General features: G+C 31.8%; 16 protein-coding genes. 11 read left to right on the top strand and 5 right to left on the bottom strand.

Annotation, left to right across the window (positions count from 1 at the left end; all coding sequences use genetic code 11):
- Positions 1-352: 352 nt before the first annotated feature.
- Genes ACIQ56_RS05795 through ACIQ56_RS05785 form a run of 3 tightly spaced genes read right to left on the bottom strand, consistent with a single transcriptional unit; the run spans position 353 to position 3,030 of the window.
- On the bottom strand, positions 353-1,303 hold the full coding sequence (locus ACIQ56_RS05795; protein ID WP_397600125.1) for an ornithine cyclodeaminase family protein: 951 nt from the start codon (positions 1,301-1,303) through the stop codon (positions 353-355).
- A complete protein-coding gene (locus ACIQ56_RS05790) occupies positions 1,300-2,427 on the bottom strand; it encodes an aminotransferase class I/II-fold pyridoxal phosphate-dependent enzyme (protein WP_397600124.1) in 1,128 nt (375 codons plus the stop codon). The genes ACIQ56_RS05795 and ACIQ56_RS05790 overlap by 4 nt, the downstream gene beginning before the upstream one ends.
- Before the next feature lie 6 nt (positions 2,428-2,433).
- Complete coding sequence (locus tag ACIQ56_RS05785; protein WP_397600123.1) at positions 2,434-3,030, bottom strand: transcriptional regulator; 597 nt, start codon at positions 3,028-3,030, stop codon at positions 2,434-2,436.
- A 195-nt stretch (positions 3,031-3,225) separates the two neighbouring features.
- Here ACIQ56_RS05785 and ACIQ56_RS05780 point away from each other — a divergent pair, with 195 nt between their 5' ends.
- From ACIQ56_RS05780 to iolB, 9 genes are all read left to right on the top strand, one after another.
- Positions 3,226-3,771: a hypothetical protein gene (locus ACIQ56_RS05780; RefSeq protein WP_397600122.1), complete on the top strand. Its 546-nt coding sequence runs from the start codon at positions 3,226-3,228 to the stop codon at positions 3,769-3,771.
- Between the two features lie 448 nt (positions 3,772-4,219).
- Positions 4,220-5,191 (top strand): sugar ABC transporter substrate-binding protein, encoded by a 972-nt coding sequence (locus tag ACIQ56_RS05775; RefSeq protein ID WP_397600121.1) that lies wholly within the window; start codon positions 4,220-4,222, stop codon positions 5,189-5,191.
- Positions 5,192-5,243: 52 nt separating this feature from the next.
- Positions 5,244-6,377, top strand: coding sequence for an ABC transporter permease (locus tag ACIQ56_RS05770; RefSeq protein WP_397600120.1), 1,134 nt, complete (start codon positions 5,244-5,246; stop codon positions 6,375-6,377).
- Between the two features lie 11 nt (positions 6,378-6,388).
- Entirely contained in the window at positions 6,389-7,195 is an 807-nt protein-coding gene (locus ACIQ56_RS05765; RefSeq protein WP_397600119.1) for an ATP-binding cassette domain-containing protein, read from the top strand.
- Between the two features lie 31 nt (positions 7,196-7,226).
- Complete coding sequence (gene iolE, locus ACIQ56_RS05760) at positions 7,227-8,129, top strand: myo-inosose-2 dehydratase (RefSeq protein WP_397600118.1); 903 nt, start codon at positions 7,227-7,229, stop codon at positions 8,127-8,129.
- A gap of 13 nt (positions 8,130-8,142) precedes the next feature.
- Complete coding sequence (locus tag ACIQ56_RS05755; protein WP_397600117.1) at positions 8,143-9,231, top strand: Gfo/Idh/MocA family protein; 1,089 nt, start codon at positions 8,143-8,145, stop codon at positions 9,229-9,231.
- Between the two features lie 50 nt (positions 9,232-9,281).
- Positions 9,282-11,216 (top strand): 5-dehydro-2-deoxygluconokinase, encoded by a 1,935-nt coding sequence (iolC, locus tag ACIQ56_RS05750; protein WP_397600116.1) that lies wholly within the window; start codon positions 9,282-9,284, stop codon positions 11,214-11,216.
- Complete coding sequence (gene iolD / locus ACIQ56_RS05745; protein WP_397600115.1) at positions 11,213-13,078, top strand: 3D-(3,5/4)-trihydroxycyclohexane-1,2-dione acylhydrolase (decyclizing); 1,866 nt, start codon at positions 11,213-11,215, stop codon at positions 13,076-13,078. Before iolC ends, iolD begins: the two co-directional genes overlap by 4 nt.
- 45 nt (positions 13,079-13,123) lie before the next feature.
- The gene (iolB, locus tag ACIQ56_RS05740) at positions 13,124-13,921 is read left to right on the top strand and encodes a 5-deoxy-glucuronate isomerase (RefSeq protein WP_397600114.1); all 798 of its coding nucleotides are present in this window, start codon (positions 13,124-13,126) and stop codon (positions 13,919-13,921) included.
- Between the two features lie 21 nt (positions 13,922-13,942).
- Here the strand turns inward: iolB and tpiA are convergent, their stop codons facing one another.
- Together tpiA and ACIQ56_RS05730 are read right to left on the bottom strand one after the other, a co-directional pair.
- A complete protein-coding gene (tpiA, locus tag ACIQ56_RS05735) occupies positions 13,943-14,737 on the bottom strand; it encodes a triose-phosphate isomerase (protein WP_397600113.1) in 795 nt (264 codons plus the stop codon).
- A 35-nt stretch (positions 14,738-14,772) separates the two neighbouring features.
- Positions 14,773-15,981, bottom strand: a complete 1,209-nt coding sequence (locus ACIQ56_RS05730) for a phosphoglycerate kinase (RefSeq protein WP_397600112.1) — start codon at positions 15,979-15,981, stop codon at positions 14,773-14,775.
- A 163-nt stretch (positions 15,982-16,144) separates the two neighbouring features.
- On the opposite strand from ACIQ56_RS05730, the gene ACIQ56_RS05725 reads away from it, so the two are divergent.
- Together ACIQ56_RS05725 and hemE are read left to right on the top strand one after the other, a co-directional pair.
- Positions 16,145-17,251 (top strand): mannose-1-phosphate guanylyltransferase, encoded by a 1,107-nt coding sequence (locus ACIQ56_RS05725; protein ID WP_397600111.1) that lies wholly within the window; start codon positions 16,145-16,147, stop codon positions 17,249-17,251.
- A 25-nt stretch (positions 17,252-17,276) separates the two neighbouring features.
- Complete coding sequence (hemE, locus tag ACIQ56_RS05720) at positions 17,277-18,326, top strand: uroporphyrinogen decarboxylase (protein ID WP_397600110.1); 1,050 nt, start codon at positions 17,277-17,279, stop codon at positions 18,324-18,326.
- Positions 18,327-18,426: the final 100 nt, after the last annotated feature.

Genomic DNA, 18,426 nt, shown 5'->3' with positions numbered 1-18,426 from the left:
GAAATCTTTGATGCGGGATGTTCAATAGTTACTGGAGGTTCTGAGGTGTTTATTTTGTCTTTTTCAAGGTTATCCATGAATGCTATCCAGTCTCTAGATGTATAGAGCTTTTAACATACAGTCCTTACGTCTTTGGAGCAAATTTAGTCTCGATCACTTTGGGAATGTGCTTGATATGATTGATCTGCGAGTATCAATGTCTTTGGGATATGACATAGCAGTTGAAATTGGAAAAGGTATCATAGACACAATTCAATTTGTTGGAAAATTTATCAAAGGATTATTTAAATAATCCTTTGCCACCTTAAAAAAAGAAATACATTTGTTATAAAAGCGAGTGTATTTCTTCTTATTATTTATTTAATGTCTCTAAAATATATTTTGAAATAAAGATATCTTGAGCTGCTAAACCAGTTAAATCTGATATTGTAATATCAGATTTATTTCGCTCATAAAGATTTGGCGTCATAATTAATTTACCTATTTCAGTCATATTCTTTCTTAAAGTAACATTAGCTTTTACCGCATGAGAAGAGTCTCCATATTTTACACACTGTTCAATGGAATCTACAAAAATACGAGATGCTTTTTTAAATACGGAAATATCTAGTTCTTGTTTTATACCATCATCTGCACCAATTGCTGTGATATGAGTTCCTGGGAGGATAAAATCATCAAACAAAATGGGTTCACATGTAGGAGTTGTTGTTACTAATAAATTACAATTTTGTGCTACAAAATAGGCGGAATCTGAAATATAAACATGATAACCTAAATTCTCAAACTTTTGCTTTATTACTTCAATTTTAAATGTATTTCTTCCATATAAATATAAATTTTTTAACTGTGGAAATTGAATTTTTAAAAATTTTGCTTGCAAAAAAGACTGAATTCCATAGCCAAATATTCCTACTGAATTTATATTTACAGGTGCTATATATTTTGCACAAATCACTCCCGCAATTGCTGTTCTTATATCCGTAAGGTAACCTTGATCATTTAAAATAATTTCAGGTACACCCGTATTTGCATTTATAACAACAATAGCTCCTTGGCTATTAGAAATAGAATATTTAGAATTATCGTAAAAACCAGATGCTATTTTAATAAAAAAATAATTATCAGATTTCATCATTCCAGACTTAATATGGATATCCGCTTTTTTATCTTCAAATTGATAATGAGATATAGGTAAAGATGAAATATTATTATTAGAATACTCAATAAAAGATTTTTCAATTTCTAAAATTATTTTTTTAAAATCGAAACAATTTTTTATTTCTTCTAATGAAATTATTTTCATACTAAATTTTCCGAATGAAGAAATCTTTTTAATCTTATTAACGCTTCGGGCATATTTAAGCTGCCATAGCCAACTCTAAAATGATTTTCTTGATTATCAAATATATCCCCTGGCAATAATACCACACCTTCTTTTATCCTTAGTCTTTCACAAAAATCATAAATGGATAGATCTAATTTTAATTTGGGAAATGCGATACAGCCACCTTTGGGCTCAAACCATTCAAAAATGCGATTGTGTTCTTGAAAAAAATGTTTTAAAAGAATTAAATTTTTGTTTAAAATATTTAAGTTTCTTAAATTGATGTCCTCTTCATTTTGTAACGCAATCAAAGATAATATTTCGCTTGGAGCACTATTACAAATTGACAAATAATGTTTCATGTTTGAAATATTTTTTAAAGTTTTTTTATCCTGCATAGCAAGCCAGCCAATGCGGAGTCCAGGCATTCCGTAGGATTTAGACATAACACCTAAACTAATTCCTTTTTCATATATTGATGCGACATAAGGAAGCCTATCTTCTTTATTATGCTCTAGCCCTCTATAAACTTCATCTGAGAAGATATAAATTCCATGTTTTCTTGATAATTCAATTAGGCTATTTAACTCATTTTTTGAAATGAGAGCACCTGTTGGATTATGAGGAAAGTTAATAATAATTAATTTTGTATTTGATTTTATAAGAGAATAAACCTCGGACAGGTCAAAAAAAGATTTTCCATTATCAAATTTAATTTTTAATTCACTTATTTCAAAAAGATGATTAGGAATATCTCTTAAAGATTGATAACAAGGTGTTAAAACAATAACATGATCATTTTTATCAATTATTGTATTCAAAGCAGCATAAATAGCTTCTTCTGCACCCGTAAAAGTACAAATATTCTCAAAAGCTGAATTTAGCTGGTACTTTTTATTTAATTCTTCTAATAATAAAGGGTTTCCAAGAGGGAGAGTATATTCTAATTTTAAATTATTCCAAATATTTAAAACATCTGGATTCGCTAGTTTTATAATATCTTGCATTAAAAAAGATTCCATGTCCGATCCCGAAAACATGATATCACAAAAAAATTCTCTTTCTGAAAGATAATCTTCTAATTTAAAAATTGGTAACTTCATTTTTATTTATTCATCCTTTTCATTTAAGTAATTATAAACCGTAGCTCTAGATATTTTTAATATTTTTGCAACATAGTCTTTTGAATTTTTTCCATTAAAAGCGCCTTTATTTTGCAAGTCTATAATAAGTTCTTTTTTCTCTTCTTTATTAATGCTATCAATGACTTTACCTTTTTCTTTTAAATTATTATTTATATAAATATTAATTTTTTCTCTCCAATCATCTTTAAACATAAAAGAAGCGGAGCGATCATAGTCTGATTTTCCAATAAATATTTCTATAAAATTTGATAATTGGTTTAAAACTGAAATATCAAAATTTAGGCACATTAAATATTTTTTTTCATTTTTCTCTTCAAGAACAATACTAATTGATTTTAATATTTTTCCATCAAAATTAATTTTTTCATAGGGCCCAATAATTTTCTTAGATATTTCAAATGAGATATCATCTAAAACAGAATCATCACCCAATTCACGATTGGAAAAGTTATTACCAATGTATATCACTTTTTTTTGTTTAATATCATGAAGCACAACTTCCAATTGTGGGTAAAAAAGTTGTTCTAAAGCTTTTGCTATATTGAAATACTGTTGAATCATAACCTATTCTCCTAGTATTAGAAAATATAATCTAATTTAGATATTTTTGTCAATATATTTTAATTATATGATTTTATTAATTTATTTTTAAATTTATAACTTATTGAATTAAATAACATAACAACCAACGTCTTGACTTAAAAGAACTTTTATGACTTAATCACGCTGTTCTCATTCACTAGAAAGGACTCGTCAATGAATCTAAAAAAAATCATTGCTCCATTGATACCGTTCTCTATCTTGTCTTCTGGATATGCCTTTGCTATTTCAAACGATAGTAACAAGCAAAATAAATATGAGTGTAATATTGATTTTGATTCGGGAAAATCTTCAATCAATCAACCTAAAATAGATCAATGCTTAGAACAAATTCCGAAAAATGAAAAAATTACTTTTTTACAAATTATTTCTTCTGCCGATCACAAAGGTTCCTATGCATTTAACAAAAAATTAACTGAGGAACGCCTTAATAAAATATATTCCTATGTAAGCCAAAAAATAAAAGCTCAGGATTTAAAATTACTTTCTGTTGGAAAAAACGAGAAATTAGGAAAACGGGCAAATATATTAATTATCACAGAAAAAGAAGAGAAAAATATTCCAGTGATTACGGATCAATCTTCATTTAAAAGCAATAATTTAAATAATTTAAATAATAATTATAGTAAACCTATTGATAGAAAAATTACTGAAAATTATTCTGAAACAAAAAATTATACTTTAGATCGAAAACTCGAATAAATATTTTCAATTTATAAAATTAAATATGCCAGTTAATATTTAAAAAATGCTGCAAAAAAAATGGTATATAATTAAATAAACGCAGAAAATCTTCCAAAAAATTAAATATTAGCCCCTTATTAGATTAAATTTTTGATGCGATTTAATTCTTTTCTAGCAATCTTTGTTAGTATTTTTTTTTTCAAAAATGTTTTACAAATTGGAGCTACTTTTTCAATTTCATCTAAAATTATATTAAATCTCAAGTGATATATAAAATAACGCAATTAAAAAAAAACTATGCCTCATATACTTGATTATCTTTTGACCATGAAGTATGAATTTTAACAGTCCATTTCAAAAATCACATCAGTGTTCTTCTGAATGATTTTTTAAGTAAAAACTCAACAATGAATATCGATTATCTTATCTAAATAGGATTTAAATAACTTCTATCCAGGATGAAAAAATGTTTCATAAAAAATATATTTCAAGTAAAATAATATTTTCCAACTTAATAATTTGCACTTTTTTTATTCCAATGAACTCTTTTTCTAATGAAAGAAAGAATAATAAAGATATTAGAATTGCTGTTGTTACTCATGGAGAATCTTCCGATGCATACTGGACAGCAGTAAAAAAAGGAGTCGATGCAGCAGGAAAAAATTTGGGGATACATGTTAGCTATCAAGCACCAAATCAATTTGATGGCATAGCTATGTCAAGAATGATTGATGCTGCTATTGCTGGAAAAGTGGATGGACTCGTTGTTTCTATCCCTGATGCAAATGCATTAAGTAAATCTATTAAATCTGCTGTCGCAGCCGGTATCCCTGTAATAACAATTGATGCAGGAAAAGAAGAAGGTGAAAAATTAGGAGCGAAATTTTTTGTAGGAGGTTCTTCGAATTTTGATTCGGGAAAACAAGCTGGCATAAAAATGGCTCAAGCTGGAGTAAAAAAAGCAATTTGCATTAACCATGAGGTCGGAAATCATAATTTAGATGAAAGATGTGAAGGTTTTTCAAAAGGATTGGGAAAAAATGCATCCATTGTTTCGGTCAATTTAGATCCAACAGAGACAAGTAAAAGAGTTTCCGTTTACTTAGATACGCATAAAGACATTAATGGAATAATTACATTAGGACCAGTTCCTGCCATAACAATATTAAAAATTTTAAAACAGAAAAAAATTTTAAATAAATATAAATTTGGCACATTTGATTTATCATCTGAAATATTAAATGCCATATCAAAAAACGAAATTCTTTTTGGAATTGATTCACAACAATATTTAATGGGTTATCTTCCTGTAACCCTTCTTGCACAGAATGCAATGTATGGAACATTACCAGTTAGCAATATTTATACTGGACCCAATTTTATAACGAAAACCGATTCCGAAAAAATTCTCGAATTGAGTAAAAAAGGATTACGATAATAAAGTAACAAAAATGTAATAAATAAAAATATCTTCTTATCGGAGTTTTTAAATGGGTACAAAATCAACTTCAATAAAATTAATAAATAAAGGATTAGGAAGTGATACAAAACGTATTCACAAAACCTCATCTATAATTAAATTACTCAGAAGACCCGAGCTAGGAGTTACTTCATCAATCATATTTGTTTATTTTATATTTTTTATACTTGCTGGCTCTAGTGGAATGTTTAGTGCTGAAGGAATGATTAATATTTTTCAAGTTTCAGCCGAGCTTGGAATTCTTGCAGCAGCCGCTGCTTTATTAATGATTTCAGGAGAGTTTGATCTATCAATGGGATCCATGATTGCATTTGCAAGTATTTGGATTGGGATTTGTGTTAGTCAATTCCAAATCCCTCTTTCGATTTCAATAGCGCTCACTTTTACGCTTGCTATTTTAATTGGTTGGTTCAATGGTTGGCTTGTCGTTAAAACAGGATTGCCTTCGTTTATTGTTACCTTAGCTTCCATGTTTATTTTAAGAGGACTTTCTGTAGGTTTAGCAAGATCATTTACAGGAAGCACACAAATACCTTACATAACGGAAGGTGCAGAACAAAGTTTTAGCGTATTTTTATTTAGTGGCCATGTTGGAAAACCATTTTTTATTTGGCTTTCTGAAAATCATTTATTAGCAACTCGTCCTGATGGTTCAACTGTCATTGAAGGTATCCCAATATCATTATTATGGTGGATTTTATTAACTATAATTGCATCATGGGTTTTACTAAAAACACGTTTTGGAAATTGGATATTTGCAGTAGGAGGAAATATTAATGCTGCAAGAAATATGGGTATACCAGTCCATAATGTAAAAATTATTTTATTTATTATAACTGCTTTAGCATCAACTCTTTTTGCAACAATTCAAGTAACAGAATCAGGTTCAGCAGATACTTTAAGAGGGATGCAAAAAGAATTTGAAGCCATTATTGCTGTTGTCATTGGAGGAACACTATTAACAGGAGGTTATGGCACAACCATTGGAGCGATGTTAGGAGCTCTCATATTTGGTACAGTTCAAATTGGAATTTTTTATACAGGAATTGACAATGATTGGTTTAAAGTTTTTCTAGGAATCATGATTCTAGTTGCTGTTTTATTTAATACATATGTTCGTCGTCGCGCTCTTTTATCTCATTAGGAGTGCATTACATGATTCAATCTATTATTGAATTAAAAAATATTTATAAAACATTCGGATCTATTGTTGCTTTAACTGATGTTACTTTTGATATAAAAAAAGGGGAAGTTCATTGTTTACTTGGTGATAATGGAGCAGGAAAATCTACATTAATTAAAATACTATCCGGAGTTCATCAACCAACAGGAGGTAAATTATTAATTGATGGAACTCCAATCCTTTTATCCTCCCCCCGAGATGCTATTGACTTAGGAATTGCAACCGTTTTTCAAGATTTAGCTATGTCTCCTTTAATGAGCATTACTCGTAATTTTTTTATGGGAAGAGAACCTGTTAAAGGCAGAGGATTTTTGCAAAGAATTGATATGTTAAAAGCAAATCAAATTGCTTTACAAGCTTTATCTGAAATTGGAATTGACATTCGAGATCCTAGTCAATCAGTTGGTACTTTATCAGGTGGCGAAAGGCAATGTGTCGCTATTGCCAGAGCAGTTCATTTTGGTGCTCGGGTTTTAATATTAGATGAACCAACTTCCGCCTTAGGAGTTCATCAAGCCTCTCTTGTTCTTAAATACATTGCTCAAGCAAGATCACGAGATTTAGGAGTTGTATTTATTACTCATAATATTCATCATGCTTTTGCAATTGGGGATCGATTTACTTTATTAAATAGGGGAACAAGTCAAGGAACTTTCAAAAAAACAGAAATCTCTCAAGAAGAAGTTTTGCAAGTTATGGCTGGTGGCGAAGAATTACATAAGGTTCAATTAGAAATAGAAAAAATAAATTCACAAAGTAACATTAAAGAATTTCATTAAATCATTTAATAAATGAATTAAAAGGAACCATATGAGCAAAATAAGACTCGGTATGAATCCAATTACTTGGAGCAATGATGATGATCCCTCTTTAGGAGGTCATACACCTCTTACAACTTGTTTAGAAGAAACGAAAAAAGCGGGATTTTCTGGTACAGAACTTGGCGGTAAATTTCCAAGAAAACCAAATGAATTAAAAAATATTTTAGCTGAATTTGATTTAGAATTAGTTTCTGGTTGGTTTGATGGACATATTGCAGAGCGCAATGTAGAAGCAGAATTTGACGCAATTATGCCTCACCTTTATTTATTAAAAGAATTAAATGCTAAAGTAGTTGTTTATGCAGATGTTAGCTATAGAAAAAGAGATTGGTTATTTAAACCTATCTCTGAATGCCCTAAATTAAAAACAAATGAATGGGAAATATATGGAAATAAAATTACTAAATTGGCAAATCTAATAAAAGATTTTGGATTAAATATGTCATTCCATCATCATATGGGAACAATTGTTGAAACAGATAAAGAAATCGATTTATTAATGGAAAATACAGGTTCCTCTGTTGGATTATTATTAGATACTGGTCATTGTGTTTTTTCTGGTGGAAACCCTAAAGAGCTTGTTGTAAAATATGCAAAAAGAATCAATCATGTTCAATGCAAAGATGTCAGAAAATCAAAACTTGAAAAAATTATCTTAAATCATTCAAGCTTTATGGATTCTATTTACAATGGAATTTTTACGGTACCTGGTGATGGGTTTATCGATTTTACAGATATTTTGTCTGTCCTTGCAGCTCAAAATTATCAGGGATGGCTTGTTGTTGAAGCAGAACAAGATCCAAATAAAGCACATCCTCTTACTTATGCAAAAATGGGTTATCAAAATTTAAAAAAATATGCATTACAAGCTGGATTGCTTGTGGCAAATTAAATAAGGAATCCAAATGAAAAGAATAAAAATATGTGTCGTTGGTGCTGGATTAATTTCACAAATAGAACATATTCCAAACTTACTTCGATTAAATAAATTATTTGATCTTGTTGGAGTTGCAGATCCATCAAAGAATGCAAGAAGTTATTTTTCTGACCGTGGGATTAAAACATTTTCTGATTATGGCGAATTATTTTCTCAACAGTTAGATGCTGTTTTAATTGCCTCCCCAGATAGTTATCATGCTGAAATTGCACACGCAGCTTTGGATCGTGGTTTACATGTTTTTTCTGAAAAACCACTTTGTTACTCTATAATTGAAGCTGATAATTTAATTAAAGCACGAGATAAATCAAAGAAAGTTGTGCAAGTTGGATATATGAAACGTTTTGATCCAAATTATGAATTACTAAGAAAATTACTTCCTAAAAATGGAATAGGACTTAGATTAATTAGTGTTGAAGTGCAAGATCCAGGGGCATGGCCATTTAATCAGCATCAAGGAGAATTGATTTTAGCAAATGATATTCCTGCCGATTTAATTCTTGAATCAAGAAAGTTACGTTATCAACAAGTTGTATTAGCAAATGGAAAAAATATTAATGCAGATATCTTAAGAGGATTTACAGGGCCATATTCATCAAGTTTAGTTCATGATATAAATGCTGTTCATGGATTATTAGAAACAATGAATTTAAAAACATCTGAAGTTACTGGAGCCGCTTTTTTTGCTGATGGAACTTGTGCAAATGGAAGCGTTCGAATAAAAGATTGTGATGCTCTTTGGCAAATGTCTTTTGTCTCAATACCTAAACTTGCAGAATACCGCGAAAGAATTAGTTTATACTTTGATTATTCCGTTTATCATTTAGAATTTCCATCACCTTATTTAAATCATTTCCCAACAAAATTATGTGTATCCATATCAAATAAAGAAACATTACAAAATACAGAATATTGCTCAGGATATGAAGAGGCTTTTATTAGAGAGCTTCAAGGATTTTGGGCAAGTGTCACCTTAGGAGAGCCCATTCGAAATACAATTGAGGATGCAAAATTAGACATGCAACTGATAGCAAATTTAACCGCAAACATTAAATAAAAATTTTAAATTAAAAAAATTACTTACTATTTCAATTTTACGGATTAATCATGCTTGATAAAAATTGTTACTTAAAAAAAGATAGAAAATTTGATTTGATTTGCTTAGGAAGACTTGCAGTCGATTTATATGCTCAACAAATTGGAGCACCTCTCGAAGAAGTAAGTAGTTTTGCAAAATATCTAGGGGGATCTTCTGGAAATGTAGCTTTTGGAACTGCACGTCTAGGCTTAAAAACAGCGATGCTATCCTGCGTAGGCGATGATCAAATGGGAAATTTTTTATTAAATTCACTTTCCAAAGAAGGTTGCGATGTCTCTCATATAAAAAAAACAAAAGATCATTTAACCGCTATAACATTACTTGGAATTAAAGACCAAAAAACCTTTCCATTATTATTTTATCGTGAAAATTGTGCAGATATGTCATTGACTGAAAAAGATATTGATGAAAATTTTATTGCTTCATCGCATTCTCTTGCTATAACTGGAACTCATTTTTCACAAAAAAATGTTTATCAAGCTTCTTTAAAAGCATTAGACTATGCACAAAAAAATGATGTTTTAAAAATATTAGACATTGATTATCGGCCTGTTCTTTGGGGTTTGACAAATAAAAGCGATGGAGAAACTCGATTTATTGCAAACAATAAAGTAACAGAACATCTACAATCGATAGCCCCTTTATTTGATTTAATTGTTGGCACAGAAGAAGAGTTTTGTATATTAGGAGGAAATGAAAATCTTTTTGAAAGTTTAAAATTAATTCGAAATATAAATAAGGGAATATTTGTATTAAAACTAGGAGCAATAGGTTGTACTATTTTTGAAAACAAAATTCCGAATTCATTTGCTGAATGTGAGATCTATGAAGGAGTTAAAGTAGATGTTTTAAATGTTTTAGGAGCTGGTGATGCTTTTTTATCTGGCTTTTTGGCAAATTGGTTACGTAACAAAGATTTAAAAACTTGCTGTAATATTGCCAATGCCTGTGGTGCTTTAGTCGTCAGTCGTCATTCCTGTGCTCCAGCCATGCCAACATGGGAAGAAATAAAGTACTTTTTAAATCATGACATTTTAAAACCTTCATTAGATGTCAAATTAAATCGATTGCACCGCGTTACAATAGCAAAGCAACAATGGGATGAACTTTTTATCTTTGCATTTGATCATCGAATTCAATTTATGGAACTTGCCCATACTGCAAAACAACCAGAAATAAAAATTTCAGAATTAAAAAAGCTTTTTGTAACCGCAGTTTTAGAAACGGAATCAGAATTAAAACTTAAAGGAAAAATTGGGATTCTAGCAGACGATCAATTTGGACAAGAAGCTTTAAACATGGCCACAGGAAGAGGCTGGTGGATAGGGCGTCCTGTAGAACTTTCGTTATCAAATCCGTTACAATTTGAAAAAGGAAGTTCAATTGGCTCCCACTTATTAAGCTGGCCTAAAGATCATATTATAAAATGCCTCGTTCCATATCACCCAGATGATGAAGTCCAAAATAGAATAAAACAAGAAAAAAGACTCTTGTCACTTTATCAAGCGGCGCAAATTTCAGGTCATGAATTGTTAATTGAAATCATTCCACCAAAAATATTTCCATATGCTCAAGATACCGTTTACCGCTCCATGAAAAATTTATATAATTTAGGAATTTTTCCGGAATGGTGGAAAATAGAACAGCCAAGCATAGAAATATGGCCTTTCATAGATGAATTCATTGCAAAAAAAGATCCTTATTGTCGTGGTGTCGTTTTATTAGGATTAAATGAGCCTATATCCTTTATTAGTAAAGGTTTTAAAGCTGCTCATCATTCCAAAACATGCAGAGGATTTGCGATAGGTCGAACTATTTTTTATGAAGCAAGTAAACAATGGTTTTTTAATGAAATAAGCGATAGAGAAGTTATAAAAAAAACAGGCGATATTTTTAAAAATTTAATCCAAACATGGCAAAAAGAAAAAAGGAATACGATATGAAAACAATTCGCCTGACCATGTCACAAGCTTTAATTCGATATTTAACAGCCCAATTTATAGAACATGAAAACCAGAAAATACCAATATTTGGTGGCTGTTTTGCTATCTTTGGACATGGAAATGTTTCTGGAATTGGAGAAGCTCTTTTTTCTGCTAAAAATATTTTTCCAACTTACCGAGGACATAATGAACAAAGTATGGCTCATGCTGCCATTGCATTTGCAAAAAGTAATTTTCGTAGACGAATGATGGCAGTAACAAGTAGTATTGGACCTGGAGCAACAAATTTAGTAACTGCAGCAGCAGTAGCTCATGTGAATCGATTGCCATTGTTACTTTTACCTGGAGATGTGTTTACTTATCGTGGTCCAGATCCTGTTTTACAACAATTAGAAAATCCACAAGATGGGACTGTTTCCGTAAATGATTGTTTCCGTCCTGTTTCAAGATATTTTGATCGTATTGTGCGACCAGAACAATTATTAACCGCATTGCCACGCGCTCTTTCCATTCTTACAGATGCTTCCAATTGTGGACCTGTAACTTTATCATTACCTCAAGATGTTCAATCAGAAGCATATTCTTTTCCATTGTATTTTTTTGATGAAAAAATTTATCATTTTTACCCAAAAATATCAGGAAATGAAGAGTTAAGTTCAGCTATTCAATTTATTAAAAAGTACAAAAAACCATTAATTATTGCTGGCGGAGGTGTTTTATATAGTAAAGCATCAAATAATTTACAAATATTTGCGGAACAATTTGGTATTCCTGTCTGTGAAACACAATCAGGAAAAAGTGCATTAAAATGGGATCATCCGTTACAAATGGGTTCCATTGGAGTAACAGGCTCTCATGCTGCAAACACATTAGCAAAAAATGCCGATTTGATCATTGCTATTGGCACTCGTTTGCAAGACTTTACGACAGGCTCAAATTTATTATTTCAAAAAGCATCTTGCTTATCTATTAATGTGAATTCTTTTGATTGCATTAAATTTAACAGCCATTCATTACAAGCAGATGCCAATTGGGCATTACTCCAATTTTCAAAAATTCTCTCTGAAAATAATTGGAAAATTGAAGATAACTGGAGATTAAATTCTTGTGAATTAGGAAAAAAATGGCGTGATTCCGTAACAGAAATAACAAGTAAAATACTTCCACCTTCTATTGATTTTCTTCCATATGAAGGAGAAATTATAGGAGCCATACAAAGATCATCTCAAAATTCTTATATAAATGATATTGTTGTATGCGCTGCAGGAAGTTTACCTGCTGAACTTCATAAATTATGGCGAACTTCTTCACCAGGTGGCTATCATTGTGAATATGGTTTTTCTTGTATGGGATATGAAATTGCAGGCGGCCTTGGTGTTAAAATGGCTAATCCTAATAAAGAAGTGATTGTCATGGTAGGAGATGGATCCTATTTAATGCTCAATTCAGAGCTTGCTACAAGTATTATGTTAGATCTTAAAATAATCTTAGTTATCTTAGACAACAAAGGCTATGGATGCATTCATCGTTTGCAAAAATCATGTGGCATTGAGCCATTTAATAATATGTTAAAAGATTGCAGTATAAATTCGATGGAAAATTCAAATATCGATTTTGCTCTTCATGCAAAATCTTTAGGCGCTTTATCAGAACATGTTTCCTCAATTTTTGATTTTGAATATGCCATGGTCCGTGCCAGAAAAAGCACTCAAAGTTACGTTATTGTAATTGATACTGATTATCGACGCACTACGGAATTAGGTGGTTGCTGGTGGGAGGTTAGTATACCAGAAACATCTCAATATCAAAAAGTAAATCATGCTAGACAAAATTATCAAGATACACGTAATAAGAGATTATAATTAAATTCAAGCAAAACAACGTGGCCATCCATTAAGGAATTTGGTATGGATTTATTAATTAAGTCAAACCGTAAATCAAATGAACATATTATTATAACACCAGAATCTGCAGGCTGGCAATATATTGGGTTTATCATAACTGAAATAAAATGTGATCAGACAATATCATGGTTTGATACAAAACGTGAGCTTTGTTTAATTATTCTTAATGGAGAAGTTACAATACATATAGATCAACAAATATGGGAAGGAATCGGAAAACGCCAAAACGTTTTTGATGATTTACCTCCACATGCTGTATATATACCTCCTGCAAAATTTATTAAAGTAACAGCAACAAAAGAAAATACATTATGTGCACTATGTAGCGCTCCTGCAAAAGGAATTTTTCCTCCAAGATGGATTAAACCTGAAGAAATGGAAAAATCAGTTCGAGGAACAGGGACAAATCAAAGATTTGTAACAGATATTTTACCTGCTAGCGCCAAAGCAGAATCTTTAATTGTTGTTGAAGTAAGAACACCATCAAGTCACAGCTCTAGCTATCCACCTCATAAACATGATAAAATTTTTCCGCAGGAAGAAACCCAATTGGAAGAAATTTATTATCATCGAATAGCTCCGAATCAAGGTTGGGTTTTTCAACGCATTTACACAGATGATCGATCTTTGGATCAAAGTGTCTCTGCAGAAGATGGAGATGTTGTATTAGTTCCCTATGGTTATCATCCTGTAGTTGTCCCACATGGATATCATTCGTATTATTTAAACGTTATGGCTGGCCCCATTCGCGAATGGAAATTTAGAAATGATCCTGTCCATGAATGGATGTTAAACTCCTAGTCGGAAATTCAAGAAATAGAATTAATTACATTTCATGCAAAGATCATAAAAATCTTTTGGATTTAAACTTGCTCCACCTACTAAAGCACCATCAATATCTGGACAAGACATATATTCGTGAACATTATTTAACTTAACACTGCCACCGTATAAAATTTGTAACTTAGAGCTTGTTTCTTTATCAAAATAACTTGATAAAAATTCTCTGATAATTGCATGAGCTTCTTGAGCTTCGACAGAAGTTGCTGCTTTCCCTGTTCCAATAGCCCAAACAGGTTCGTATGCAATAGATAAAAGAGGATTTTTAGGATCTGATCCCAAAAATTCGGATACACTTCTAATTTCTGATGCAATAAAAGCTTCTTCTAACTGTGTCGTTAAAACTTCACGCAATTTTCCTTTTTCTCGTTGCTCTAACGTTTCTCCAATGCACAAAACAGCTTTCATTCCTGCTCGAATTAAAGCTCCAACTCTAGCACCTGAAGAAGCATTTGTTTCACCAAACATTTGCCTACGTTCACTATGAGCAACTAAACTTCCCATGACCCGAAGACTTTTCAACATCGGGACAGATATTTCTCCAGTAAATGCACCATCATTTGCCCAATGTGCATTTTGCGCAAATAATGTAACAACATTTTGAGTTCTTCTGCTCAATTCAGAAAGAAATACACTTGGAGCAGCTATTCCAACCTCAATATTTAAATCTTGATTTGCAATCAAATTTGAAAAATTTGAAAAATCTGCACTTGCACTTGTAGCATCTTTAAACATTTTCCAATTACCAATAATTATTTTTTTTCTAGTTGTTTGCATAAATGCCTCTGTATTTTTAAAACTTTTTGAAATTCCTATTTCATTCTTAAAACTTTTATACCAGGAAGTTCTTTTCCTTCTAAAAGCTCCATACTCGCTCCACCACCAGTGGAAACATGCGTTACTTTATCTTGTAAATTAAATTTTACAATGGCTGCAGCGGAATCTCCGCCTCCCACGATTGTTGTTCCTTCACAATGAGACATGGCCTCTGCAACTGCTTTTGTTCCTTTAGCAAAAGCTTCAAACTCAAATACTCCCATAGGACCATTCCAAACAACAACTTTACTATTTTCAATTACATTTTTAAAAACTTTTGCAGAATGTTCCCCAATATCTAATCCCATTAATCCATCTGGAATATCTGCTGAGTTCACAACAACAGGGGTCACATTTTCAGAAAATTCGGCACCGCATAAATGATCTTCTGGTAGATAAATTTTAACATTGCGTTTTTCAGCAGCTTTAAAAATTTCTTCAACAAGAGCTAATTTATCTTCTTCTACACGAGATTTTCCAACATTTTTACCTTTACATTTTAAAAAGGTATAGGCCATAGCTCCACCAATAATCATATTATTCGCAATCGTTGTAAACTTACGAAGAATTTCGATTTTATCAGAAACTTTGGAACCACCAAAAATAGCGGTAACAGGAGCTTTAGGAGCACGGAAGGCTTCTTCTAAAAATTGCATTTCTTTTGCTACTAAAAATCCTGCTGCTCTTTTTTCAAGCGGAAAACATTCTGCAGCGGCATAAATAGAAGCATCTGCTCTATGACAAGTTCCAAAAGCATCGTTCACATAAAATTCAGCATATTGAGCTAATTTATTTGCAAAACTTTCATTACCTGCCTGCTCTTCTTTATGAAAACGGAGGTTTTCAAGTAAAATAATTTGTCCTGGTTTTAAATCATATACAATTTTACCAAAACCATCTTCTACAAAGTCATGAGCAAGAACAACTTCAAGATTTAATAATTCGGCAAGTCTTGTTCCAACAGGTGCGATTGAAAATTCTTCTTCAATACCAATTCCTTTAGGTCGTCCTAAATGAGAACATGCAATGATTTTTGCGTTTTTTTCGAGAAGCCATTTTATTGTTGGCAATGCTGCTTTAATTCTTGTTTCGTCAGATATTTTCCCTTTTTTGATAGGAACATTTAAATCGAGTCTTAATAAGACAACGGGTTGAGTGTTTGAAGAAAAATCGAGATCTTCCAAAGTACGTATACGTTTTGCCACTGGAATTCCTTTCTGAAGCAGGTTAAATTCACGAATCCTTGCAAAGTAAAGAACTCTTAAACGGCTTTGTCAAATAGTTGAGAAAAAACGCTTGTTGTGCGACAACAAGTCAACATATAGGAGTTCACGAATTCCTTTTATTTACCTCAGTAGGAGGCTCCCATTGAAAAATGATATCTTTGAAAAAAATCGTAATATTTATTCTATAATTTTATGCGGTGGATCTGGAACAAGACTCTGGCCATTATCAAGAAAATCGTTTCCAAAACAATTCCTCTCTCTGGGTTCAGATAAAAAATCATTACTCCAACTTTCCTTAGATAGAGTTAAAAATATTTCTCCTGCTAAAAATCGTTGGATCGTCACTGCGAAAGGCCAAGAAGAACTTTGTAGCAAACAAGTGGGAGCGAATGCAGATAAAATTATTATTGAACCAGAAGCTAGAAATACAGCTCCTGCAATTGCTTTAACAGCTTGGCAGCTTATGAAAGAAGACCCCGAATCTATTATGGTTATTCTTTCATCAGATCATTCCATCCAAAATGTGCGCTCCTTTGAGCAAACAATTTATGATGCCGTTCATTTAGCAAAACAAAATTTTTTCGTAACCATTGGTATTCAACCAACCTACCCAGCAACCGGATTTGGTTATATTGAACAAGGATTGCCTCTAGATATTGAAGGAAATATTCTTTCTCCTCAAAAATTAACAGAAACAGCAGCAACGGGATATAGCGTTCGCAGCTTTAGAGAAAAACCAAACCAAGCAGCAGCAGAGCAATTTTTGAGAACTCAAAAATACCTATGGAACGCAGGCATTTTTGTTTGGAAAACAAAAACATTTTGGAATGCTTTTTCCCATATTCAACCAGAATCTGCGAGTTTAATTGAGTCCATTACTTCCGATAATTTAGCAGAAGTTTATTCCAAAATTGAAAATTCTCCAATTGACATCGCCTTTATTGAGCAAACAAGCCATGTTGCTTGTGTACCCGCAAATTTCGACTGGAATGACGTAGGTTCTTGGTCAGCTGTTAGAGAGTGTTTTGAACAAGACAATCAAGGTAACAATGTATCTGGCGATGTTTTTCATTTAGAAACAAAAAATAGTGTCATTCACTCTACAGGACCTTTTGTCTCTGTCATTGGTATGGAAAATATTGCAGTAATTGCGACGAATGATGCTGTACTTGTCATGCCTCTCAATCGAAGCCAAGACGTAAAAAAGACAATCCAATACCTTGAAGTAAAAAATCAAAAGTTACTTTAAGTAAAATCTAATTCTGGGAAATTATATGAGCAAAATTCTTCTTGAAGCGGCACAGGGTAAAAAAACAAATAAAATACCATTATGGTTAATGCGCCAAGCAGGCCGCTATCTTCCCGAATATCGTGAAATTCGAAAAAGACACAATACTTTGGAAATGTTTAAAACACCTTCTATTGCCGCTGAAATTACTTTACAACCGTTAAAAAGATTTAATTTAGATGGCGCTATTCTTTATGCAGACATCTTACTTATTCCTGATGCTATGGGATTAGATTTATTTTTTGTCGAAAAAGAAGGTCCTCGTTTTTCTAAAACTATTCGCTCCACAACAGATTTGAACCAAATTATTTCTCTTGCCGAAAACACAGACAAGCTTTTAGAGAAACTAAGTTACGTTAGCGAAACTCTGGATCGCGTTAAACAAAATTTATCTAAAGAAACAACCCTTCTTGGATTTGCTGGTGCCCCATTTACAGTAGCAAGTTATATGATTGAAGGTGGAAGTAGTGCAAAAGGCGATTTTTTTGAATGCAAAAAATTTATGTTTAATGAACCAAAAGCGTTTCATAAACTTATGGATCTCATTACAAATGCAACTATTGCTTATTTAAAAATGCAAATTAAATTTGGAGCAGAAGTTGTTCAACTATTTGAAAGTTGGTCTGGAGCCTTATCACCCGATCAATATAATGAATTTTGTTTACCTTATACTAAAAAAATTGTAGATGAAATTAAAAAACAAATTCCAGTGATACATTTTTTTGGACAAGGAGCATCTCTCATTCCAGAAGCTTTAAAAATAAATCCGAATGTTCATAGTGTTGATTGGAGACAAGATCTTTCTCATGTTTCAAAAACTTTTTCAGGCTCCGGAATTGCTTTACAGGGTAATTTAGATCCTTTGTTACTTTATGCGCCTCAAAATCGTTTAATTGAGAAAATTGAACATTGTTTAAAAATTGGATCCGCGCATCCACATGGATATATTTTTAATTTAGGTCATGGATGCACACAACACACACCTATAGAAAATATTTCCTGTTTAGTGAATACAGTAAATAATTTTAAATGGTAGGTAGAGACATGACTTTTATTTCCTTTCAAATAAAGTAATTCATTGCCATGAAACCCCTGCAGAACCGGACTTGTAGTTTTCCCACATCCGGCTCCCAGAG

The sequence above is a fragment of the Silvanigrella sp. genome (assembly GCF_044369315.1).
Taxonomy (GTDB): domain Bacteria; phylum Bdellovibrionota_B; class Oligoflexia; order Silvanigrellales; family Silvanigrellaceae; genus Silvanigrella.
The sequence above is the reverse complement of the archived record's forward strand: the minus strand, read 5'-3'. Positions and strand labels throughout refer to the sequence as shown.

Coding starts and splice junctions, on each gene's coding strand:
- tpiA (WP_397600113.1), bottom strand. CDS start 14,737: ATGCAAACAACTAGAAAAAAAATAATTATTGGTAATTGGAAAATGTTT.
- ACIQ56_RS05775 (WP_397600121.1), top strand. CDS start 4,220: ATGTTTCATAAAAAATATATTTCAAGTAAAATAATATTTTCCAACTTA.
- ACIQ56_RS05790 (WP_397600124.1), bottom strand. CDS start 2,427: ATGAAGTTACCAATTTTTAAATTAGAAGATTATCTTTCAGAAAGAGAA.
- ACIQ56_RS05785 (WP_397600123.1), bottom strand. CDS start 3,030: ATGATTCAACAGTATTTCAATATAGCAAAAGCTTTAGAACAACTTTTT.
- iolC (WP_397600116.1), top strand. CDS start 9,282: ATGCTTGATAAAAATTGTTACTTAAAAAAAGATAGAAAATTTGATTTG.
- iolB (WP_397600114.1), top strand. CDS start 13,124: ATGGATTTATTAATTAAGTCAAACCGTAAATCAAATGAACATATTATT.
- iolD (WP_397600115.1), top strand. CDS start 11,213: ATGAAAACAATTCGCCTGACCATGTCACAAGCTTTAATTCGATATTTA.
- ACIQ56_RS05780 (WP_397600122.1), top strand. CDS start 3,226: ATGAATCTAAAAAAAATCATTGCTCCATTGATACCGTTCTCTATCTTG.
- ACIQ56_RS05755 (WP_397600117.1), top strand. CDS start 8,143: ATGAAAAGAATAAAAATATGTGTCGTTGGTGCTGGATTAATTTCACAA.
- ACIQ56_RS05765 (WP_397600119.1), top strand. CDS start 6,389: ATGATTCAATCTATTATTGAATTAAAAAATATTTATAAAACATTCGGA.
- hemE (WP_397600110.1), top strand. CDS start 17,277: ATGAGCAAAATTCTTCTTGAAGCGGCACAGGGTAAAAAAACAAATAAA.
- ACIQ56_RS05770 (WP_397600120.1), top strand. CDS start 5,244: ATGGGTACAAAATCAACTTCAATAAAATTAATAAATAAAGGATTAGGA.
- iolE (WP_397600118.1), top strand. CDS start 7,227: ATGAGCAAAATAAGACTCGGTATGAATCCAATTACTTGGAGCAATGAT.
- ACIQ56_RS05795 (WP_397600125.1), bottom strand. CDS start 1,303: ATGAAAATAATTTCATTAGAAGAAATAAAAAATTGTTTCGATTTTAAA.